The sequence below is a fragment of the Brevundimonas sp. UBA2416 genome, from assembly GCF_002343105.1.
GTDB lineage: Bacteria > Pseudomonadota > Alphaproteobacteria > Caulobacterales > Caulobacteraceae > Brevundimonas.
In genome coordinates this window covers 127,545-149,237 of the sequence record NZ_DDRM01000009.1, presented here as the reverse complement: position 1 = coordinate 149,237, position 21,693 = coordinate 127,545, and the positions used below count along the sequence as shown (strand labels likewise).

General features: G+C 67.7%; 18 protein-coding genes. 15 read left to right on the top strand and 3 right to left on the bottom strand.

What is annotated here, in order from left to right:
* A partial coding sequence (locus B3E43_RS02855) for a GTP-binding protein (RefSeq protein WP_292026387.1) occupies positions 1 to 197 on the bottom strand: 197 nt, incomplete at its 3' end.
* Between the two features lie 247 nt (positions 198 to 444).
* On the opposite strand from B3E43_RS02855, the gene B3E43_RS02850 reads away from it, so the two are divergent.
* Together B3E43_RS02850 and B3E43_RS02845 are read left to right on the top strand one after the other, a co-directional pair.
* Positions 445 to 1,593, top strand: a complete 1,149-nt coding sequence (locus B3E43_RS02850; protein WP_292026384.1) for an efflux RND transporter periplasmic adaptor subunit — start codon at positions 445 to 447, stop codon at positions 1,591 to 1,593.
* Positions 1,590 to 4,790, top strand: coding sequence for an efflux RND transporter permease subunit (locus tag B3E43_RS02845; RefSeq protein ID WP_292026383.1), 3,201 nt, complete (start codon positions 1,590 to 1,592; stop codon positions 4,788 to 4,790). The genes B3E43_RS02850 and B3E43_RS02845 overlap by 4 nt, the downstream gene beginning before the upstream one ends.
* Before the next feature lie 544 nt (positions 4,791 to 5,334).
* On the opposite strand, the gene B3E43_RS02840 is transcribed toward B3E43_RS02845, so the two are convergent.
* Positions 5,335 to 7,938, bottom strand: coding sequence for a TonB-dependent receptor (locus tag B3E43_RS02840; protein ID WP_292026382.1), 2,604 nt, complete (start codon positions 7,936 to 7,938; stop codon positions 5,335 to 5,337).
* 430 nt (positions 7,939 to 8,368) lie between these two features.
* On the opposite strand from B3E43_RS02840, the gene B3E43_RS02835 reads away from it, so the two are divergent.
* The 8 genes from B3E43_RS02835 (at position 8,369) to B3E43_RS02800 (ending at position 16,470) form a co-directional block, all read left to right on the top strand.
* Positions 8,369 to 11,236, top strand: coding sequence for a monovalent cation/H+ antiporter subunit A (locus tag B3E43_RS02835; RefSeq protein ID WP_292026381.1), 2,868 nt, complete (start codon positions 8,369 to 8,371; stop codon positions 11,234 to 11,236).
* Between the two features lie 2 nt (positions 11,237 to 11,238).
* Positions 11,239 to 11,580 (top strand): Na+/H+ antiporter subunit C, encoded by a 342-nt coding sequence (locus B3E43_RS02830; protein ID WP_349677549.1) that lies wholly within the window; start codon positions 11,239 to 11,241, stop codon positions 11,578 to 11,580.
* Entirely contained in the window at positions 11,577 to 13,118 is a 1,542-nt protein-coding gene (locus tag B3E43_RS02825) for a monovalent cation/H+ antiporter subunit D (RefSeq protein ID WP_292026379.1), read from the top strand. The genes B3E43_RS02830 and B3E43_RS02825 overlap by 4 nt, the downstream gene beginning before the upstream one ends.
* Entirely contained in the window at positions 13,115 to 13,606 is a 492-nt protein-coding gene (locus tag B3E43_RS02820; RefSeq protein ID WP_292026378.1) for a Na+/H+ antiporter subunit E, read from the top strand. Before B3E43_RS02825 ends, B3E43_RS02820 begins: the two co-directional genes overlap by 4 nt.
* Complete coding sequence (locus B3E43_RS02815; protein WP_292026377.1) at positions 13,603 to 13,884, top strand: K+/H+ antiporter subunit F; 282 nt, start codon at positions 13,603 to 13,605, stop codon at positions 13,882 to 13,884. The genes B3E43_RS02820 and B3E43_RS02815 overlap by 4 nt, the downstream gene beginning before the upstream one ends.
* Positions 13,881 to 14,318: a Na+/H+ antiporter subunit G gene (locus B3E43_RS02810; protein ID WP_292026376.1), complete on the top strand. Its 438-nt coding sequence runs from the start codon at positions 13,881 to 13,883 to the stop codon at positions 14,316 to 14,318. The genes B3E43_RS02815 and B3E43_RS02810 overlap by 4 nt, the downstream gene beginning before the upstream one ends.
* A gap of 52 nt (positions 14,319 to 14,370) precedes the next feature.
* Positions 14,371 to 15,774, top strand: coding sequence for a protein adenylyltransferase SelO (locus B3E43_RS02805; RefSeq protein ID WP_292026375.1), 1,404 nt, complete (start codon positions 14,371 to 14,373; stop codon positions 15,772 to 15,774).
* A gap of 273 nt (positions 15,775 to 16,047) precedes the next feature.
* Positions 16,048 to 16,470 (top strand): DoxX family protein, encoded by a 423-nt coding sequence (locus tag B3E43_RS02800; protein WP_292026374.1) that lies wholly within the window; start codon positions 16,048 to 16,050, stop codon positions 16,468 to 16,470.
* Here the strand turns inward: B3E43_RS02800 and B3E43_RS02795 are convergent.
* Positions 16,467 to 16,637: a DUF2256 domain-containing protein gene (locus tag B3E43_RS02795; protein ID WP_292026373.1), complete on the bottom strand. Its 171-nt coding sequence runs from the start codon at positions 16,635 to 16,637 to the stop codon at positions 16,467 to 16,469. The two genes, B3E43_RS02800 and B3E43_RS02795, sit on opposite strands and share 4 nt — an antisense overlap.
* A gap of 49 nt (positions 16,638 to 16,686) precedes the next feature.
* Here B3E43_RS02795 and B3E43_RS02790 point away from each other — a divergent pair, with 49 nt between their 5' ends.
* The 5 genes from B3E43_RS02790 (at position 16,687) to B3E43_RS02770 (ending at position 21,675) form a co-directional block, all read left to right on the top strand.
* Positions 16,687 to 17,172, top strand: coding sequence for a MerR family transcriptional regulator (locus B3E43_RS02790; protein ID WP_292026372.1), 486 nt, complete (start codon positions 16,687 to 16,689; stop codon positions 17,170 to 17,172).
* A 4-nt stretch (positions 17,173 to 17,176) separates the two neighbouring features.
* A complete protein-coding gene (locus B3E43_RS02785; protein WP_292026371.1) occupies positions 17,177 to 18,961 on the top strand; it encodes an acyl-CoA dehydrogenase C-terminal domain-containing protein in 1,785 nt (594 codons plus the stop codon).
* Positions 18,962 to 19,266: 305 nt separating this feature from the next.
* On the top strand, positions 19,267 to 20,430 hold the full coding sequence (locus B3E43_RS02780; RefSeq protein WP_292026370.1) for an acyl-CoA dehydrogenase family protein: 1,164 nt from the start codon (positions 19,267 to 19,269) through the stop codon (positions 20,428 to 20,430).
* Between the two features lie 114 nt (positions 20,431 to 20,544).
* Positions 20,545 to 20,847, top strand: coding sequence for a GIY-YIG nuclease family protein (locus B3E43_RS02775; protein ID WP_292026369.1), 303 nt, complete (start codon positions 20,545 to 20,547; stop codon positions 20,845 to 20,847).
* A gap of 96 nt (positions 20,848 to 20,943) precedes the next feature.
* Positions 20,944 to 21,675 (top strand): 16S rRNA (uracil(1498)-N(3))-methyltransferase, encoded by a 732-nt coding sequence (locus B3E43_RS02770; RefSeq protein WP_292026368.1) that lies wholly within the window; start codon positions 20,944 to 20,946, stop codon positions 21,673 to 21,675.
* Positions 21,676 to 21,693: the final 18 nt, after the last annotated feature.

Here is a 21,693-nt window from a genome sequence, read left to right as displayed (position 1 = left end):
AGCGCCGCGGTCTGCGCCTTGATGGTGATGCCCCGCTCCTTCTCGATATCCATCGAGTCGAGCACCTGCGCGCTCATCTCGCGCGCGGTCAGGCCGCCGGTGAATTGGATCAGCCGGTCGGAAAGCGTGGACTTGCCGTGGTCAATGTGGGCCACCACACTGAAGTTTCGGATGCGGTCGATGGGAGGGGTCGTCATGGCCGCGCCGGTAGCACGGCGGGGCCGGATCGCCAACGCGCACGCGGTTCCCGGCGCATTTCGCCGCCGGACCGGTCCGGACTGCGTCGATGTACCGGTCCGGATTACTTCGAGGTAAGGGCCGCTTTGGCGTTTGAGAAGCCGCGGTGAAACCGCTATTCAACGGCTGATGACAGGAGCGCCCGGGACGGGCGGCCTGAACGAATGGCGCGCGGCTCCCCATCCGTGGCGTCCAAGGGGACAAGACGTGGCGAACATTGTGCGGAACAGTCTGGCCGGTGCGGTCATGATGGCCCTCGGCCTGGCCCTGGCGGCCTGCGGCAGCGGCGACAGCGACTCCAAGGCAAAGGCGGCCGCGGCGGCGCGCAGCGCGAGCCAGACGGTCACAGCGGCAACCGCGGTCCTGATCAACCAGCCGCGCTCGGTCACGGCGTCGGGCACCGTCTCGGCCTGGGAAGAGGTGCCGGTCGGCGCCGAGACCGGCGGCCTGACGGCTATCGGCGTCTATGTCGACGAGGGCGCCTACGTCCGGCAGGGACAACTTCTGGTCAAGCTGAACGACGACGTGCTTCAGGCCCAGCTGCGCCAGCAGCAGGCCGGCGTGGCCAGCGCCGAGGCCAATGCGGCGCGTGAGGACTCGGCCCTGGCCCGGGCCGAGGAGCTTCGCGGACGCGGCTTTCTGAGCCAGGCCTCGCTGGACACGGCCATTGCCAACCAACGCTCGGCGCGGGCACAATTGTCTGCCGCCCAGGCCTCGCTCAGCGAGACCCGGACCCGGCTGAACCAGACCAGTATTCGCGCACCGGTCGCCGGCCTGATCAGCAGCCGCAGCGTCACCCGCGGCCAGATCGTCCAGCCTGGCACCGAACTGTTCCGCATGGTGCGTGACGGGCGGCTGGAACTGGATGCGGAAATCCCCGAGGCCGAGCTGCGGCTTGTCCGGTCCGGCATGGCCGCCACCATCGCCTCCGAACAGGCCCCCGGTGCGACCGGGCGTGTCCGGATCGTGACCCCCGAGGTCAATCCCCAGACCCGCCTCGGCATCGCCCGCATTGCGCTGTCTTCCGGCAGCGGCCTGCGCCCCGGCATGTTCGCCCGCGCATCGATCGACGTGGGGGCCCAGCCCGCCGTGGTGGTGCCGTCCGACGCCGTCGTCTTTCGCGAGGGCAGGGCCGGAGTCTATACGATCGGTGCCCGCAACGCCGTGCATTTCAATCCCATCACCACGGGAGCCCGGAACGGGACGCAAATCCAGGTCGTCAGCGGTCTGGAAGCCAACCAGCGGGTTGTCGTCCAGGGCGCCGGTTTCCTCGGTGAAGGCGATGTGGTGACGGTGGTTGAGCCGAGGGCCGCTCCCGCTCCCGCGGCCGCACCGGCCGGAGCCGCCGGCCGATGAATTTCAACAACATCTCCTCATGGTCGATACGGAATCCGATTCCGATCGTCCTGCTGTTCGTCGTCCTGACGATCGCGGGCGTCAGCAGCTATTTCAACCTGCGCACCAATAATTTCCCCGACGTCGACCTGCCGATCGTGGCGGTCACGGTGGTTCAGCCCGGGGCCGCTCCGACCGAGCTGGAAACCCAGGTCACGCGGCTGGTGGAGGACTCCCTGGCCGGCCTCGGACGGGTGAGAAAGATCAGCTCCACCGTCACGGACAGCGCCTCGACCACACTGGTCGAGTTCGAGCTGGGCGTGGACCTGGAGAAGGCCACCAACGATGTGCGCAATGCCGTCGCCGCCGTGCGTCAGGACCTGCCCGCCGATGTCCAGGAACCCGTGGTCCAGCGGATCGAATTCACCGGCCTGCCCATCCTGAACTATGTGGTGCGCGCGCCCGGCATGAGTCCGGAGGAGCTGAGCTGGTTCGTCGACAACACGGTTTCCAAACGCCTGTTGCAGGTCAAGGGCGTCAGCCAGATCAACCGCGACGGCGGCGTCAGCCGTGAGATACGCATCAAGCTGGACCCGGGTAAACTGGCTGCCCAGGGCGTGACGGCCGCCGCGGTGTCGCAGCAACTTCGCGCCTCAAATGCCAACCTTCCCGGTGGCCGGGGCGAGATCGGCGGCGAGGAACAGGCCATCCGCACGGTCGGTTCAGCCCTGACGGTCGAAGCCTTGAGCGACACCCTGATCCCGGTCAACGGGCGGGCGGTCCGCCTCGGCGATCTGGGTGAGGTCGTGGACGAATGGTCCGAACAGCGCGGCCGGGCCCGGTTCAACGGGCAGGAAGTGGTCGGGTTTGGCATCGTCCGCTCCATCGGCTCGTCCGAGGTCGACGTCTATCACCAGTCCATTGAGGCGATCGAGGCGCTGGACGCCGAACGCGCCGACGTCTCCTTCGAGAAGGTGTCGGATATCACGTCGGATGTGATCAACAATTTCCACGCCTCGGTCGAGGCCCTGCTGCTCGGCGCCCTGCTGGCCATTGCCGTGGTGTTCATCTTCCTGCGGGACTGGCGGGCGACCTTCATCACCGCCGTGGCCATGCCGCTGTCCCTGATCCCGACCTTCTGGATCATGGACCTGACCAACCAGTCGCTGAATGTCGTGACGCTGCTGGCCCTGTCGTTGACCATCGGCATTCTGGTGGATGACGCCATCGTCGAGATCGAGAACATCGTCCGCCACATCCGCGACGGCAAGGCGCCCTACCCGGCCGCCATGGAGGCGGCGGACGAGATCGGTCTGGCCGTTATCGCCACGACGGCGACCCTGGTCGCGGTGTTCGCGCCGACCGGCTTCATGCCGGGCGTGGTCGGTCAGTTCTTCAAATCCTTCGCCATCGCCACCTGCGTCAGTGTCGGCTTCTCCCTCGTGGTCGCCCGAACGATCACCCCCCTGATGGGGGCCTATTTGCTCAAGCGCGATCAGGGCAAGGAGCACGCCGATCCAAAATGGATGAAGCCGTTCCTCGCGGCCCTGAACTGGTGCCTGTCGTCCTCGACCGATCCCGGGCTGGCCGCCGACCGGGCGGCGGGCCGCGGTAGCTGGATGCGGCGGCGGGTCTTCTACCGGCTCAAGGACCACCGGCTGTGGGTCATGGGCATGGGTCTGGCGTTTTTCGTCGGATCCCTGGGCCTCGCGTCCACCCTGCCCGGCGAGTTCATTCCGGCAGAGGACATCTCACGCTCCAGTGCGACGGTCGAACTGGCGCCCGGAACCACGCTGGAACAGACCGATGAGGCCGTACGTCAGGTGACGGAAATTCTCCGGGCCCGGCCCGAGGTCGACTCGGTCTTCTCGTCCATCGGCTCAGCCACGGTCAGTTTCGGCCCCGGCGGCGGCGGCGGCGCGGCAGAGGTGCGCCGGGCGAACATGACCATCAATCTGGTCAGCCGCTGGGACCGGAGGCTCAGCCAGCAGGAGTTCGAGCGCGAAATCGGCCGTGAGCTGAAGGCTATCCCGGGCGCCCGGATCCAGTTCGGAGCGGGCGGCGACGGAAGCGGTCTGATGAGTATTGCGCTGGTCAGCGACAATCCCCGGCAACTGGAGATCGCGGCGGCCCGGGTGGAGCGCGAGATGCGCGCCCTGCCCGAACTCGCCAATGTCGCATCCTCCTCGGCCCTGGTCCGACCGGAAATCCTGATCACCCCGAAGCCGGATGTCGCCGCACTCCAGGGCGTTTCGGCCGGTGCGATCAGCCAGGCAGCCCGCGTCGCCACCCTTGGCGACGCCGATCAGCTGTTGCCCAAATTCAACCTGGGCGACCGCCAGATCCCGATCCGGGTGATGCTGGCGGAGGAGGCCCGCAGTCAGCTGGGCGTGATCGAGAACCTGCAGGTACCGACGGCGTCCGGCGGGACCGTGCCGCTATCGGCCGTGGCCGATATCAGCTTCGGCGCCGGACCCAACCAGATCGAACGGCTGGACCGCCGCCGCGTGGCCACGATTTCGGCCGAACTGGCCGGCGTGCCGCTCAGCGTCGCGACGGAGGCGGTCGACGCCCTGCCGACGATGAACAACCTGCCGGACGGGGTGTTCCAGCAGCTGACCGGCGACGCGGAAAGCAATCAGGAACTGGCGACCGGCTTCGGCTTCGCCATCATCACCGGCATCCTGCTGATGTATGTGGTGCTGGTGCTGCTGTTCGGCAGCTTCTTCCACCCGGTCGTCATCCTCGCTGCACTTCCCGTGTCCTTCGGCGGCGCCTTCCTGGCCCTGCTGATCACCGGCAAGTCACTGTCGATGCCGGCCCTGATCGGCATCATCATGCTGACCGGGATCGCGGCGAAGAACTCCATCCTGCTGGTCGACTACGCCATCATCGCCATGAAGCAGGGCATGTCCCGGCGGGACGCCCTGATGGACGCTGCCCACAAGCGGGCGCGTCCGATCATCATGACGACCATGGCGATGGGGCTGGGCATGTTGCCGATCGCGGCGGCGATCGGTGAAGGCACCGCGTTCCGTTCGCCCATGGCGGTGGCGGTGATCGGCGGGCTGATCACCTCAACGGGACTCAGCCTGCTCTTCGTGCCGGTCGTCTTCAGCCTGGTTGACGGCGTGAAGACCCGACTGGAGCGGCGCCTCGGCCGGATGTTCCACGGTCAGCGCGACACGGTCGAGGCCGGGAAGCAGCCGGCGGAATAGCGGTTCGTTCACCGGACCGGATGATCATCCCGGGGGGCGGTGGCCGTGAGGTTGCCGCCCCTTTTCCGTGGCCGGCAGAGCCGCATGGCCTGAAGGCGGCGCCCGCAGAGTTGAACTGCCAATCGCGGTGCGCTTTCGTGCAGGACGCGGCGGCCGGAAGGCTCATCACAACGGGCACAACGAAGGCCACAACGGACACCACGGGACCTGAGCCGTGTCGGCGTCGATATCGCGCCGGGCTCTTTTGAGATCGCGGCGTACGCCGCATTGATCGGAACCGAAGGTGGGGCAGGCTGGACCTCCTCACAGAACCCGTTTTGTTCGTTGTGGCCTTCGTTGTGCCCGTTGTGATGAACCATCCGTCGCCGGGGGGGGATCCGCCGGTGGGGCCACTCAGGCGACGAATGGTGTGGTCGGTCGCGGCTCCTGATCGCCGGTCGGGGGGCGTCCGGGAGGACAAGGCGCACCGCAAGCATGGACAAAACAAAACCGGCCGGGGTTGCCCCCGGCCGGCTGGTTCAACCCGCCTTGCGGCGAGAAGGGTCTAGTATTTGAAGCGCAGGGTCGCGCCCCAGGTCCGGGGCTGGCCCAGGAAGGCGTCGTAGGTCTGGGTGTCCAGCGCCGGGTTGTAGAAGGTGCCGTTCGGCTGGAGCGTCGTCTGGAAGGCGCCGCCTTGCAGCGGGGCGTTGTAGACGACCTGGACATACTCTTCGTCGGTCAGGTTCTGGACCCAGAACTCGGCGGTCCAGCGCTCATCCTCGGCGCCCAGCATGATGCGGCCGTTCATGGTCGTGAAGGCTTCCTGCATCTTGTAGGGGAGCAGGTCGGAGCCCGTGTTGTAGTCGTCCATGTATTTGGCCGCGAGGCTGAAGCCGGCGCGGAGGCCGTTGCCGATGTTGCGGTCGTAGTTGATCGAGCCGGTGGCCGACCATTCCGGAGCGAACGAGGCGCGGGCGCCCGGCAGCAGCGAGAGCTGCGGGAAGTTGCCCGGGCTGGACAGGTCGGCGGCCGTGAAGACGCCGTACTGGGCGTCGGTGTAGGTGACGCCGCCCTGGAAGCTCAGGCCCTCGATCGGGGTGAACCAGACCATGTCGGCGTCGATGCCGCGCGAGGTCAGCTCGGGGATCGATTCCACCACGAAGGCGGTGCCGAGGAAGGTGTTGAGCTGGAAGTTCTCGAACGTCTGGTCGAAGTAGGTGGCGTTCAGCAGCAGGGTGCGGTCCAGCAGCGTCATCTTCACGCCGAGTTCGTAGCTGTCGACCACTTCCGACGGGAAGAACAGCGAGGCATTGGGCGTGATGCCGGTCTGCACGCGGTCCAGGTTGTAGCCGAAGCTCTTGTAGCCGCGGGCGTACGAACCGTAGGTCAGGATCGACGGGTTCAGGCGGAAGGCGGCCTTGATCGTGCCGCTCAGCTCACCGTCGTCGAACTGCTCGGAAACGCCGCGGTTGGCATAGGCGGCGTTCGACCAGGGAAGGCAGAAGTTGCCGAGAATGGCCGGAGTGTTGGCCGCGCCGAGCACCGCGCCGATCGCGCCGGCGTTGGCCAGGGCGGCGCCGCAGGCTCCGCCGTTGCCGTTCACGTTGCGCTGCAGGCCCTGCAGGCTCTTGTCATCCATGGTGTAGCGAAGGCCTAGGGTGATGTCGAACTGCTCGGTGACGTGCCAGGTGTTGTTGGTGAAGATCGCGTAGGACGTCGAATCCTGGTCGTAGACGTCCTCGAAGCCCTGACCGACGGTGAAGCCGGGGCCTCCGCCGTTGACAGCGCCGCCGGTGCCCAGGCAGGCGCCGAAGCCGGCCGCCGTCTGGGCCGCGCGGGTGTAGCAGCCGATGGTGTTCGGGCTGACCGGCAGGGCCGGGTTCACGCCGTTCAGACGGGCGCTGAGCAGGAAGGACAGGAAGGGCGTGTAGTCGGCGCCGAAATACCAGCTGTCGGTGCGGCCGACCTCTTCCGAGGTGGCGAAGAAGCCGAGCAGCCAGTCGAAGCGGTCATTGGAGCCGGCCAGGCGGAATTCCTGGGTCAGGTTGTCGACCGTGAAGCCGTAGTCGCCGTCGTTCTCACGATAGGCGATGTCCGCGCCGGTGTAGTCGATGTCCTGGCCGAGCGAGGATTCCCACTCACGCCACGAGGTGACCGAGGTCAGGGCGCCGTTGATGCCCGGCATGTCGATCGTGGCTTCGAGCGAGACGCCGCGGTCGGTGACTTCCTGGTAGGACGAACGGTTGGCGAAGCCGGTGCGCGAGAACGGCAGCGGGCCAAAGCCGGTGGCCGGCGGACGCTGGCCGGTGCCGACCGAGAGGCCGTCGACGAACGGATAGGTCGGGCCCGTGCGGATCTGGGTGCCGACGCAGCAGAACTCGTCCCGGCGCGAATAGTCGCCGATGAGGCGGAAGGAGACGTTGTCGCTGGGCAGCCAGAGCAGCTGGCCGCGGACGGTGCCGAAGTCCTGGTTGTTGTCGGTGGTCTCGGGCCGCGGGCCGTCACCGGTGTCGATGTTCATGAAGCCGTCGCGCACGCGGCGACCGGCGTAGAGGCGGAAGGCCAGGGTGTCGCTGATCGGGCCGGACACCGAACCCGAAGCGCCCATGGCGCCGTAGTTGCCGACGTTGAGTTCGGCATTGAACTCCGGCGTGAACGACGGGGCCTCGGTGATGATGTTGATGACGCCGGCCGAGGTGTTCTTGCCAAACAGCGTGCCCTGCGGGCCCTTCAGGACCTCGATGCGGGCCATTTCGCCCAGGTCGCCGAAGCCGACCGAGTTGCGCGAACGATAGACGCCGTCGATGACCACGCCGACCGAGCTTTCCAGACCGGGGTTGTCGCCGACCGTGCCGACGCCGCGGATACGGGCGGTGGTCGAGGCTTCCGACGAGGTCGAGGTGACGGTCATGCCGGGGGTCAGGATCTGCAGATCCTTGATGTCGCGAACGCCGGCGTCCTGCAGGGTCTCGGCCGACAGGCTGGTGACCACGATCGGCACGTCCTGAAGGTTCTGCTCACGCTTCTGGGCGGTGACGATGATGTCGTCGATGGTCTGCGGGCCGTCCTGGGCCGCATCCTGGGCGGAGGCGGCGCCGGCGAGGCCGAAGGCGCAGGCCCCGACCACGGCGGCCGACACGGTGGTGCGAAGAAGGTTGGTAAGGCGCATGGTGGCTCCCCGACATGGGCCGGGCCTCCGTCCTGGACGGCGACCGCAGCGTTTCCTGATCCCTGGACCGCACCCTTCTGTGGAGCACGGTAAGTCCAGCTTCCGGGGTAATCCAAGCCGGACTCAGCGACAAGGAGCGGGGGGGCTCAGCGCCGCATTTCCGCCACGGCGGAAGCCTGACTGTGACGCAAAAGCGACAGAAACCGATGACGCTACGTCAATATTCGCCCTTCGGGTGCCAGTATCGCGGCGAGCCTCGGGCATAATCCTGCGCGATCGGACAGTTGCAGCGCTGCAGCGCCGAACCGGCCGCCCGGCCCGGTCGTCGCCGCGAGTTGCGACAAACTTTCCAACGGGGGAGAAATCGGGGCCGTCACGCTCTACAAGGACGACCCGCGCCCCGCCTGACCCACGCTTCCAAGGCCGATTCTTGCTGTTTCTACTCGCCCTTCTTCCCCTGCTCGGGGCCCTGGCTCCCGCCCTGGCCATCCGCCTGGGCCGGAACGCCGCCGCCCTCGCCGCCGGCGCCGTGACCCTGTCGGCCCTGGTCGTGCTGGCCGGGCTGACGCCGGCGGTGATGGCGGGCGAGACGTATCAGGCGAGCGTCCCCTGGATTCCCGCGCTGGGTCTGAACGCCAGCCTGTTCCTCGACCCGCTGGGCCTGATGTTCGCGGGCATGATCCTGGGGATCGGCCTGCTGATCATCATCTACGCCCGATTTTATCTGTCGGCGGCCGATCCGATGGGCCGGTTCTTCACCTATCTGCTGCTGTTCCAGGGCGCGATGCTGGGCATTGTCCTGTCGGACAATGTTCTGTTGCTGCTGATCTTCTGGGAGCTGACCAGTCTGTCGTCCTTCCTGCTGATCGGCTTCTGGCGGCATTCGCCGGAGGCGCGGCAGGGCGCGCGGATGGCGCTGTTCGTCACCGGCGGCGGCGGGCTGGCCCTGATCGCGGGCCTGCTGATCCTCGGGAATGTCGCCGGCTCGTACGAGCTGACGGTGATCCTGCAACAGGGCGAGGCGATCAAGGCCTCGCCGCTCTATGTGCCGGCCCTGCTGCTGATCCTTGGCGGCTGTTTCACCAAGTCGGCCCAGTTCCCCTTCCATTTCTGGCTGCCGCACGCCATGGCCGCGCCGACGCCGGTCAGCGCCTATCTGCACTCGGCGACCATGGTGAAGGCGGGGATCTTCATGCTGGCGCGGCTGTGGCCGGTGCTGGCGGGGACCGAGGCCTGGTTCCTGATCGTGGCCACCACCGGGCTGGTGACCATGGTGTTCGCCGCCTGCGTGGCCCTGTTCAAGGACGACCTGAAGGGGCTGCTGGCCTATTCGACCATCAGCCATCTGGGCTTTCTGACCATGCTGTTCGGCATCGGCACGCCGATGGCGGCGCTGGTCGGGGTGTTCCACATCATCAATCACGCGACCTTCAAGGCAGCGCTGTTCCTGAACGCGGGCATCGTCGACCATGAGGCGGGGACGCGCGACCTCAAGCGCCTCGGCGGCCTGTTCGGCCTGATGCCGATCGCCGGGACGCTGGCCCTGATCGCCGGGCTGTCGATGGCGGGGATCCCGCCGCTGAACGGCTTCATCTCCAAGGAGATGATGCTGTACGAGGCAGCGGACACCGTGTGGCTGAACCAGCCGTGGGTGTTCCCGGTGCTGGCGACCCTGGGGGCGACGCTCTCGGTGGCCTATTCGCTGCGCTATATCGTGCACGTCTATTTCGGGCCGCGCCGCGATGACTATCCGAAGAAGCCGCACGATCCGGGCGTCGGCCTGTGGGGGCCGCCGGCGGTCCTGACCGTGCTGGTCGTGGCGATCGGTCTGGCCCCGGCGCTGCTCGCCGGGCCGTTGGTCAATGCGGTCGCGGGGGCGGTGACCAACGGCTCCGCGGAGCCGGTGCATCTGGCGCTGTGGCACGGGGTGACGCCGGCGCTGTTCATGAGCGTGGCCGCGATCGGGCTGGGCGCCCTGCTGCTGATGAACCACCGGCGGCTGGACCGGATCTGGCAAGGGGCTGGGCTGCCGGACGCCAAACGGATGTTCGACCGGTCGGTGGCGGCGTCGGTCACGGCCGCGCGGCGCGGCGTCGATGCGCTGCAGAACGGCTCCTTGCAACGGGCCATGGCCGCCCTGATCGGGACCGCGGTGGTCGTGGGATACGCCGGCTTCCTGTCGGCCGGTTTCGTCCCCGGCGACCGGCCGGGCCTGCCGGTTTCGCCCGCCGCGATCGTGGCGTGGATCGCCCTGGTCACGGCCACGGCCATGGTCGTTCTGACACACCGGGCGCGTTACATCTCGCTGATCTACATCGGCATCGTCGGCCTGATCATTTCGATGGCCTTCGTCCATCTGTCGGCGCCGGACCTGGCCCTGACCCAGATCTCGGTCGAGGTGGTGACCATATTGCTGATGCTGCTGGCGCTGAACCTGCTGCCCAAGCAGACGCCGGTCGAAAGCCGCCCCTGGCGGCGGTTCCGCGACGGCGGGGTGGCCGTGGCGGCGGGGCTGGGCGTCGGCGGCGCCGCCTGGGCGGTGATGACCCGGCCGCTGGACAGCATCTCGGGCTATTTCTGGGAGAATTCCTATTCGGGCGGCGGCGGGACCAATGTGGTCAATGTCATCCTCGTCGACTTCCGCGCCTTCGACACCTTTGGCGAGATCATCGTGCTGGGGATCGCCGCGCTCGGCATCTTCGCCCTGCTGGAGACGGTCGGGACCGGGGCGAGCGGCCGGCGACTGGCGTTGTGGAAGCCTGACACGGTACGGTCGCCCGAACACCATCCCATGATGCTGGTCGTGGTCACGCGTCTGCTGCTGCCGCTGGCCGTCATGGTCGGGCTGTATATCTTCCTGCGCGGACACAATCAGCCGGGCGGCGGCTTCATCGCCGGCCTGATCGTCGCGGTGGCCATATTGATGCAGTACATGGCCTCGGGCTTCACCTTCGCCGACCAGAGGATGCGCGCCGACCACCATTCGATGATCGGGACCGGGGTTCTGATCGCGGGGCTCACCGGCCTCGGGGCCATGGTCTTCGGCGCCCCCTTCCTGACCAGCGCCTTCGACTATTTCAGCCTGCCGGTGATCGGGGAGTTCGAACTGGCCACGGCCTTGCTGTTTGACATCGGCGTGGCCCTGACCGTCATCGGGGCGGTGATGCTGGCCCTGGCGCAGCTGTCGCAGGTGGCGCAGCAGGCCGAAAAACAAGCGCCGGCCGAAACCCTGGAGGCGATGGACGTCGATCCCTCGCGCGAGACAACGGCCCCGTCGCCGACGGAGGCCGGCCGATGACCATGGAGCTTCTCGTGGCCTCGGCCATCGCGGTGCTGACCGCCGCCGGCGTCTATCTGGTGCTGCGGGGCCGGACCTTCCCGGTGGTGCTGGGACTGGCCTTCCTGTCCTACGCCATCAACCTGTTCCTGTTCGCCATGGGGCGTCTGGTGATCAACCGGCCGCCGATCTACGACAAGGCGGCCGAGGCCTATACCGATCCCCTGCCCCAGGCCCTGGTGCTGACGGCCATCGTCATCGCCTTCGGCATGACCGCCTTCGTGGTGGTGCTGGCGCTGCGCACCTTCCTGGAGACCGGCACCGACCAGGTCGACGGCCGCGATGACGGGGAGTCCCGGCCGTGACCCCCTATGTCTCCTATCTCGTCGTCGCCGCCGTCATCCTGCCGACGGTGATGGGCTCCATCACCCTGCTTGCGCTCCGGCACCGGCTGGGCGTCTCGCGGGTGGTGTCGATCGCCTCGTGCGCGGCGCTGGTCGCCATCGCCGCGGCCCTGACGGTCCACGCCTCGGGCGGGACGACCGAAAGCTATGCGCTCGGAAACTGGCGCGCGCCGTTCGGCATCGTGCTGGTGCTGGACCGGTTGTCGGCCATGATGCTGCTGCTGACGGCGGTGCTGGCGCTGGCGGTGATGGCCTATTCCGTGCTCACGGGCGTGGACCGCAAAGGCTGGCATTTCCATCCCCTGTTCCAGTTCCAGTTGCTGGGCCTGAACGGGGCCTTCCTGACCGGCGACCTGTTCAACCTGTTCGTCTTCTTCGAGGTGCTGCTGATCGCCTCCTACGGCCTGCTGCTGCACGGCCAGGGGCCGGCGCGGCTGAAGGCGGGGGTGCAGTATGTGGTCATCAACCTGGTCGGTTCGACCCTTTTCCTGGTCGGCGTCGGCCTGCTGTACGGCGTGACGGGCACGCTCAACATGGCCGACATGGCGGTGCGGGTCGCCGCCGCCTCCGCGGGCGACCAGGGCCTGATCGCGGCCGCGGCCCTGGTGCTGACGGTGGTGTTCGCGCTAAAGGCGGCGCTGGTCCCGCTGCATTTCTGGCTGCCGGGCGCCTATGGGGCGACGACGGCGGCGGTCGCGGCCCTGTTCGCCATCATGACCAAGGTCGGCGCCTATTCCATCATCCGGACCAGTACGCTGATCTTCGGCGAGGACGCGGGGCCGCTGGCCTTCCTGGCAGGAGACTGGATGCTGCCGGCGGCCCTGATCACCACGGCCATCGGCTTCCTCGGCCTGTTCGCGGCCCGCACCCTGAGGGAGATGGCGGCCTGGTCAGTGGTCGGGTCCATGGGCGTGCTGCTCAGCGCGGTCGCGGTGTTCCGCGTCGAGGCCATGGGGCCGGCCCTCTACTATGTGCTGCATTCGACCCTCGCGGGGGCGGCCCTGTTCCTGATCGTCGACATGATCGCCAAACGCCGGGGCGAGCATGGCGACGCCCTCACCGTGAGCCCGCGGTTCTGCCAGTCGGAGTTGCTGTCGGGCCTGTTCTTCCTGGCGGCGATCGGCGTCACCGGCCTGCCGCCGCTCTCGGGCTTCATCGGCAAGCTGCTGATCCTCGTCGGGGTGCGGGCGGCGCCGGGGGCGGTCTGGATCTGGGCGACGATCCTGATCACCACCCTGATCGGGGTGCTGGCCTTCGCGCGCGCCGGCAGCCGCATCTTCTGGAAGAGCGCTTCGGTCGACGGAGAGGTCCCCGTGCGGGCCCTGCGCGGGCGAACGGGTGGCGTCGTGGTCGCTGCCGGCCTGCTGGCGGCGCTGGCGGCGCTGACCGTGATGGGCGGACCGGTAACGGACTATACCGGGGCGACCGCGGCGCAGTTGTTCGACCCGCAGCAGTATATCGCCGCCGTCATGGGCGAGACCTCGGGAGGCCGCCGATGATCCGCCGCCTGCTGCCCCACCCGGCCCTGAGCGTGCTGCTGCTCGTGGTCTGGATGCTGCTGGTCAATGAGTTCACCATGGGGGCCCTGTTCCTGGCCGTGGTGTTCAGCGTGCTGGTTCCGCTGGTCACCAGCCGCTTCTGGCCCGACCGTCCACGCATCCGCTTCGGCCGGGACGCGGCAGCCTATGTGGCGATCGTGCTGTTCGACATCGTGGTGGCGAATTTCCAGATCGCCTGGATCATTCTGAGCCGCCGCAACCGCGACCTTCGTTCGCACTGGCTGGTCATACCGGTCGAGCTGCGATCGGCCGAGGCCATCACCGTCCTGGCCGGGACCATCAGCCTGACGCCGGGGACGGTGAGCAGCGACGTCTCCGGCGACGGCCGGGCCCTGCTGGTCCACGCGCTGGATGTCGCCGATCCCGTGGCCGAAGTGGCCCGCATCAAGCAACGATACGAGGCCCGACTGCTGAAGGTGTTCCGATGACCGGCGCGATCCTGTCCTGGGCCCTGGCGTTCGCCCTCGCCTGTGTCAGCCTGGCGATCCTCCTGAGCCTGTTCCGGCTGGTGCGGGGACCGACATCGGGGGACCGCATCCTGGCCGTCGACACCCTGACCATCAACGTCATCGCCCTGATCGTGGTGTTCGGCGTGGCCGAGGCGACCCAGACCTATTTCGAGGCGGCCCTGCTGCTGGCCATGGTCGCCTTCGTGGCCACGGTGGCCTACTGCAAATTCCTGCTGCGGGGAGACATCGTCGAATGAGCCTGGCCGCGGAAATTCTCGTCGCCGCCCTGCTGGTCCTCGGCGGGGGCTTCATCCTCATAGGGTCCTGGGGACTGGCGCGGCTGCCGTCGCTGATGACCCGGCTGCACGGGCCGACCAAGGCCACCACCCTGGGCGTCGGCGGCTGCCTGATCGCCTCGATGATCTATTTCCCGGCGTCGGGCCAGGCGTGGTCGGCGCATGAGTTGCTGATCACCATCTTCCTGCTGCTGACGGCCCCGATCTCGGCCAATATGATCGCCAAGGCGCATCTGCACCGTCAGGGCCATCACATCGACCCGAACCCGGCGGACGGGATCCCCGACAGCCTGCCGGCCCCGCCGTCCGGGGGCGACTGGGCCACCTTCCAGGGTGCGGCCGCGGACCCGCACCCGGCGCCTCAACAGGATCCGCCGGGGCGCCGGCGGCGCTGAACCGGTCGGCGCCGCCATTGCAGCCTTCGGCGACAGGGGGCATTTGCCCTGCATGCCCGCCTCCCCCGCCTACCGCCCGGAACCGCGCTTCTTCGACCTTGGGGAAGACTATGGCGACGCCGTGCGCGCCGCCGACTTCCCGCGGACCATCCTGCGGGTCCGCAACGACCGGGCGGCCGCGAGCGTGGGCCTGGAGACGCTGACCGACGCGGAATGGATCGCCCGGTTCGGTCGTTTCGAGCCCCTGCCCGGCCAGCCCGGGCCAGTCGCCATGCGCTATCACGGGCACCAGTTCCGCACCTACAACCCCGATCTCGGCGACGGGCGGGGGTTTCTGGCGGCCCAGATGCGGGACGACCGCGGCCGGCTGCTCGACCTCGGGACAAAAGGCTCCGGCCAGACGCCGTGGTCGCGGTCCGGGGACGGTCGGCTGACGCTGAAGGGCGGAGTGCGCGAGGTGCTGGCGGCGGAGATGCTGGAGGCCCAGGGCGTGCCGACCAGCCGGGCCTTCTCCCTGATCGAGACCGGCGAGGATCTGGAGCGCGGCGATGAGCCGTCGCCGACGCGGTCGGCCGTGCTGGTGCGGCTGTCGCACAGCCATATCCGCTTCGGCACCTTCCAGCGGGCGGCGTATCTGGGCCGGGCCGACATGGTCGAGACTCTGGTCGAGCACGCGCGGTCGCTCTACCACCCGACCGTCGCGCCCGGAGATACCCCCGGCTTGCTGCGCGCCGTGGTCGAGGCCTCGGCCCGGCTGACGGCACGGTGGATCGCGGCGGGCTTTGTCCACGGGGTGTTGAACACCGACAATCTGAACGTCACGGGCGAGAGCTTCGACTACGGCCCGTGGCGGTTCCTGCCGCATTATGAGCCGGGGTTCACCGCCGCCTATTTCGACCAGACCGGCCTGTACGCCTTCGCGCGCCAGCCGGAGGCGGTGTTCTGGGCCCTGACCCAGCTGGGCGGCGCGCTGAAGACGGTGGCGGATGCCGAACCCCTGACCGAGGCGCTGAACGGGTTCGGCCCGGCCTATATCCGCGAGCTGCGCGCCGCCTTCCTGGCGCGGCTGGGCGTGGAGAGTTTGGGCGAGGCGGCAGACCAGAGGCTGCTGGACACGACCTTGGCGCTGCTGCGCGAGGGCGGCGAGGCGCTGCGCTGGGAGCCGCTGTTCTTCGACTGGTTCGGCGGCTTCGCCTCCTCGGCCCGGGCGCTCGGCGGGCGGCGCGGCAAGCTCTATCAGGGCGAGGCCTTCGACGCCTTCCGCTTCGCCCTGTTCGAACATGCGCCGGACCGGCCCGAGCGGCTGGAGGCGCCGATCTTCGCCGCCGCAGAGCCGGAAGAGATGCTGATCGACGAGGTCGAGGCGATCTGGGCCGCGATCGACGGTCACGACGACTGGGGACCGCTTGAGGCCAAGGTGCGGCGTCTGCGCGAGGCCGGCGAAGCGCGGGGCTGAGCTGGCGGGAATCGGGACGGACCTTGTCATCCTGGCCTTCGCCGGGGTTCGGCCGGGATGACAAGGGGTCCCGCCAACCCTGGCCTTAACCCGACTGCAACGCCGCACGCATTACAGAGATTTATGCATACGGCCACGCTTCGGCCCCGTAGCTCTCGCAGAAGGCGGTCACGGATGGTTACGCTCACGCTTCGCGCTCTTGCGGAACGGGTCATGCGATCCGACATCGCGTCTGTTGCTAATCAAGAGAGCGCCCTCCCCGGCGTGCCGAAAATGTCGACCCGGACCCTCACCCCCGCCCGCGCGCGGCTGAACCAGAGCTACCGCAACCTGACCCTCTGGACGCTCCAGGGCTGGATCGCGATGTTCTTCATCGCGGCCGGCTACGCCAAGCTCAGCGAGCCGATGGCCAACCTGATCGACCTGATGCGCTGGCCCGCGCTGGTGACCCCGAACATGGTGCGCGGCCTCGGCGTCGCCGAGATTCTCCTCGCCGTTCTGGTGCTCGCGCCGCTGGTGTCGTGGAAGCACGGCCGGCCGCTGCTGGTCATGGCCGCGAGCGGCCTGCTGGCGCTGGAAGTCGTGATGCTGGGCATTCACGCCGCGGGCCTGGACGTCGGCCCGGCGCTGACCAATCTGGTCCTGATCGCCATGACCGCCACGGTCCTTTGGAAGCGGGCCCGCGAAGTTCGCTAGGCCTTCGCCCCTGCCGCCCGGCACCGGTCGGAACAGACCTTCACCTGATCCCAGTCGCGGGCCCATTTGCGGCGCCATGAGAAGGGGCGGCCGCAGACGACGCAGGTCTTTTGCGGCAGGTCGCGCTTGTCGGGGGCGGAGCCGAGGTTGACGTGTTTGCGGGCCATGCCGAGCTAAAGGCTTCCCTTTACGTGCACGTCAAGTTATGACTTGGCCATGGCGACCGCCGACGATCATCGCACCTATTCCATCCGCCAGCTCTGTCGGGAGTTCGGGGCGACGGCGCGCGCCCTGAGATTCTATGAGGACAAGGGCCTGCTGACGCCTGCCCGCAAGGGCCAGACGCGGGTCTATGACGCGCGCGACCGGGCCCGGCTGAAGCTGATCCTGCGCGGACGGCGCATCGGGTTCAGCCTGCTGGAGATCCAGGAGATGCTGGATCTGTACGACCACGACAATCACAACGCCCACCAGATGTCGGTCGCCCTGCGCCGGCACCGGGCCCAGATCGCGGCGCTGAAACAGCAGCGCGAAGACCTCGACGCCGCCATCGAGACGGCCGAGGAAGCCTGCGCCGTGATGGAGCGGAAACTGGGCGAATTCCGCCCCGACCTGCTGCCCGGCGCCGATGAATACGCCGACCTGCTCAAGTCGCGCCTGAACGCCGACCCCCTCCACCAGCCCTTCAAAGCGAGAGCGTAATCCCATGGCCTACAAGGCGCCTGTCCGCGACCTGACGTTCGTCCTGAACGAGGTGCTGGAGATCGACCGCTATTCCAACCAGCCCGGTTTTGCCGACGTGTCGTCGGACCTGGTCGGACAGATCCTCGAGGAAGGCGCCAAATTCGCTGAGGAGGTCATCGCCCCCCTGAACCGCATCGGCGATCAGGAAGGCTGCAAATGGGACAACGGCAAGGTCACCGGCCCGACCGGCTGGAAGGAAGCCTACAAGGCGATGGTCGAGGCCGGCTGGCCCGCCCTGTCGGCCCTGCCGGAACACGGCGGCCAGGGGATGCCGGCCGTGGTGGCCATGGCCTTCGGCCAGATGACCGCCGCCGCCAGCGCCGCCTTCTCGATGTATCCGGGCCTGACCGCGGGCGCCTACTGGGGTTTGAACGCCAACGGCTCGGATGAGCAGAAGGCGATGTACCTGCCCAAGATGGCCTCGGGCGAGTGGGGCGGGACCATGAACCTGACCGAGCCGCAGTGCGGCACGGACCTGGGCCTGATCCGCACCAAGGCGGTGCCGAACGGCGACGGCAGCTACAACATCACCGGCCAGAAGATCTGGATTTCGTCAGGCGAGCACGACTTCACCGACAACATCATCCATCTGGTGCTGGCCCGGATCGAGGGCGCGCCGGCGGGGATCAAGGGCATCAGCCTGTTCGTCGTGCCCAAGATCTTCGTCAACGAGGACGGATCGCTGGGCGAGCGCAACGTCGGCGCGGCCTGCGCCGGCCTCGAGCACAAGATGGGCATTCACGGCAACGCGACCTGCGTCATGGCCTATGAGAACGCCAAGGGCTGGCTGGTCGGGACCGAGAACAAGGGCATGGCGGCGATGTTCGTCATGATGAACGAGGCCCGCCTCGGCACCGGCCTGCAGGGGCTGTCGATCGGCACGGCCGCCTATCAGGCCGCCGTCGAATTCGCCCATGACCGTCTGCAGGGCCGCAGCCTGACCGGACCGAAGAGCCCGGAACTGCCGGCCGACTCCATCATGGTCCACCCGGACGTGCGCCGCATGCTGCTGGAGGCCAAGGCCTTCGTCGAAGGCGGCCAGGCCTTCACCCTGTGGACCGCGCTTCAGGCCGATCTGCAGCACTCGGACGACGCCGCCGAGGCGCAGAAGGCCCATGACTACATGGGTCTGATCACCCCGGTGCTGAAAGCCTATCTGACCGACAAGGGCTTCCACGTCGCCTCTCTGGCCATGCAGGTGCATGGCGGCAGCGGCTACACCGAGCATTTCGCGGCGTCGCAGTATCTGCGCGATGCGCGCATCACCATGATCTACGAGGGCGCCAACGGCATCCAGGCGCTGGATCTGGTCGGTCGCAAACTGCCGGCCAACGGCGGGCGGGCGATCATGAGCTGGTTCGCCGACATCGATGCCTTCGTGGCCGAGAACGGCGGCGAGGGCCCGATCAAGCCCTATGTCGACGGCCTGGCCGACGCCAAGAAGAAGCTGCAGGAAGGCACGATGTGGCTGATGCAGAACGGCATGCAGAACCCGGACAACGCGGGCGCGGCCTCGACGGATTACCTGCACATCTTCGGCCTGACGGCGCTGGCATACATGTGGGCGCAGATGGCGAAGGCGGCGCAGGCCCAGGTCGATGCCGGCACCAGCGATCCCTTCTATGCCAACAAACTGATGACCGGCCGGTATTTCGTGGAGCGCATCCTGCCGGATACGGGCGCGCATCTGGCCAAGCTGAAGACCGGCGCCGAGGTGCTGATGCAGATGCCGGCGGAGGCGTTCTGATCTGACTTTATCCCTCCCCCTTGTGGGGAGGGTGGTCGGCGCGCAGCGACGACCGGGTGGGGCAAGGCTGGCCATGATGCGCCGGCGTTCCTCACCAAGCGTCCCCCACCCGGTCGCTTCGCGACCACCCCCCACCCCCCCNNGTCGTCGTCGTCGGTGGGGGGGGGGGGGGGGGGGCGCGCAGCGACGACCGGGTGGGGCAAGGCTGGCCATGATGCGCCGGCGTTCCTCACCAAGCGTCCCCCACCCGGTCGCTTCGCGACCACCCTCCCCACAAGGGGGAGGGAGAGCCGTAGAGCCCGCCCATGAACGTCCTCAACGTCCCCGAACCCGATTTCATGCAGGAAGAGGAGATCGTCCTCTTCTCAGACAGCGTCGGCAAATGGATCGACGAGCACGCCTCGCCCGAGGCGGTGCAATCGTGGCTGGCCAATTCCAGCGTGCCTCGTGAGTTGTGGAACGCCTCGGGCGACGCCGGTCTGCTGGGGCTGTCGATGCCCGAGGAAGACGGCGGCATGGGCGGGGACTACCGGCACGAGGTGGTGCTGATGCGCCAGCTGGGCTGGAAGGGCGCGGACCATTTCGGCATCTCGCTGCACAATGCGATCGTCATGCCCTACATCTGGCACTACGGGACGGCCGAGCAGAAGGCGCGCTGGCTGCCGCGGCTGCAGTCGGGCGAACTGGTCGGCGCCATCGCCATGACCGAGCCGGGCGCGGGGTCCGATCTGCAGGGGGTGAAGACCACCGCCATCAAGACCGGCAACCAGTATGTGGTGAATGGCTCCAAGACCTTCATCACCAACGGCCAGCTGGCCAATTTCATCATCGTCGTGGCGAAGACCGATCCGTCGGAAGGCGCCAAGGGCACTTCGCTGATCGTCGTCGAGACCGACGGAGCCGAGGGCTTCGAGCGCGGCCGGAACCTGCACAAGATCGGCATGGAGGGGAATGACACCTCCGAACTGTTCTTCAACGATGTGAAGGTGCCGGGCGAGAACATCATCGGCGGCGGCGAGGGCCAGGGCTTCATCCAGCTGATGCAGCAGCTGCCGCAGGAGCGGCTGAACATCGCGGTCCAGGGGGTCGCGGCGGCCGAGCGCGGGCTGCGGGAGACCCTGGCCTACGTCAAGGAGCGCAAGGCCTTCGGCAAGCGCGTCATCGACTTCCAGAACACCCAGTTCAAACTGGCCGAGGTGAAGACCAAGCTGACGGTGGCCAAGGTCTTCGTCGACCACTGTATGGGCCTGCACCTGAAGGGCCAGCTAGACGCCGTCACCGCCTCGATGGCCAAATACTGGGTCACCGACATCCAGGGCGAGGTGATCGACGAGATGCTGCAGTTGCACGGCGGCTACGGATACATGAACGAGTATCCGATCGCCCAGCTGTACAAGGACGCGCGCGTGCAGCGTATCTACGGCGGGACGAACGAGATCATGAAGCTCTTGATCGCGCGCACGCTGTAGGGTTTCGAGCCCGGCCCCTTGTCATCCCCGACGAGCGAAGCGAGATCGGGGACGCTGGCCTCACAACCTTGATTCCTCCCGGACAACTCGCAAGAGTTGATCCGGGAGACGGAAATGGCCAAGCACTTCTATGTGTATATGCTCGCGAGCGGTCCGTGCGGCTGGCTGTACGTTGGCATGACCAACGACCTGATCCGTCGCGTTGGCGAGCACAAGCAGAGTCTGATCCCGGGCTATACCTGTGAGCGTGCGATTGATCGGCTCGTCTGGTACGAAACCCATCAATACGTAGATCAGGCCATTTTGCGTGAGAAGCGCATCAAACGATGGCTACGCGCGTGGAAATTCGCCTTGGTCGAGGACCTGAATCCGCGTTGGGCGGACCTGTACGGCGACCTGCTGGCCAATCAGGCCTAGGCCCGGTTCGGCAAGCCGACCGGGCCGGAGATTGTGTTGGCCTTGCCGTCCCCGATCTCGCTTCGCTCGTCGGGGATGACAAGCTAAACCTGCCCCATGATCCGCCTCCACGTCCCCACCCCGCTCGCACCCGACGCCGCGGTCCTGCCGACGCTCGACCAGTCGCGTTACCTGACCCAGGTGATGCGGTTGAAGCTCGGGGACAGTCTGCTGGCGTTCAACGGGCGCGAGGGGGAGTGGCGCTGCGTCATCGCCGAGATTCTCAAAAAGGGCGTGGTGCTGCGGGCCGAGGAACAGCTGCGTCCGCAGGTCATGGGGCCGGATGTGCAGCTGCTGATCGCGGTGGTGAAGAAGTCGGCTCTGGAATTCGCCGTCGAGAAGGCCACCGAACTGGGCGCACGGCGAGTCGGGCTGGTGGTCACCCAGCGGACGCAGGTCCAGCATGTGCGTATGGACCGGCTGGACGCCATCGCCATCGAGGCCGCCGAACAGACCGGGCGGCTGGATGTGCCGATGATCGATGAGCCGTTGAAGCTGGCGGACCTGCTGGACGGCTGGGAGGCGGGCACGGACTCCGGGCGGCGGCTGATGTTCTGCGACGAGACGGGCGGGGCGCCGGTGATGGGGGCGCTGGCGGAGGCGGGTGGCGGTCCATGGTCGATCCTGATCGGCCCCGAAGGCGGATTCTCGCCGGAAGAGCGGGCGCGGCTGCGGGCCCTGCCCTTCGCCACCGCCGTGTCGCTGGGGCCCCGGATCCTGCGGGCGGACACCGCGGCGGTCGCCGCCCTGACGCTGTGGCAGGCGGCCGTGGGCGATTGGGAGCGATAGCCCCTTGAGCGGGAGGGA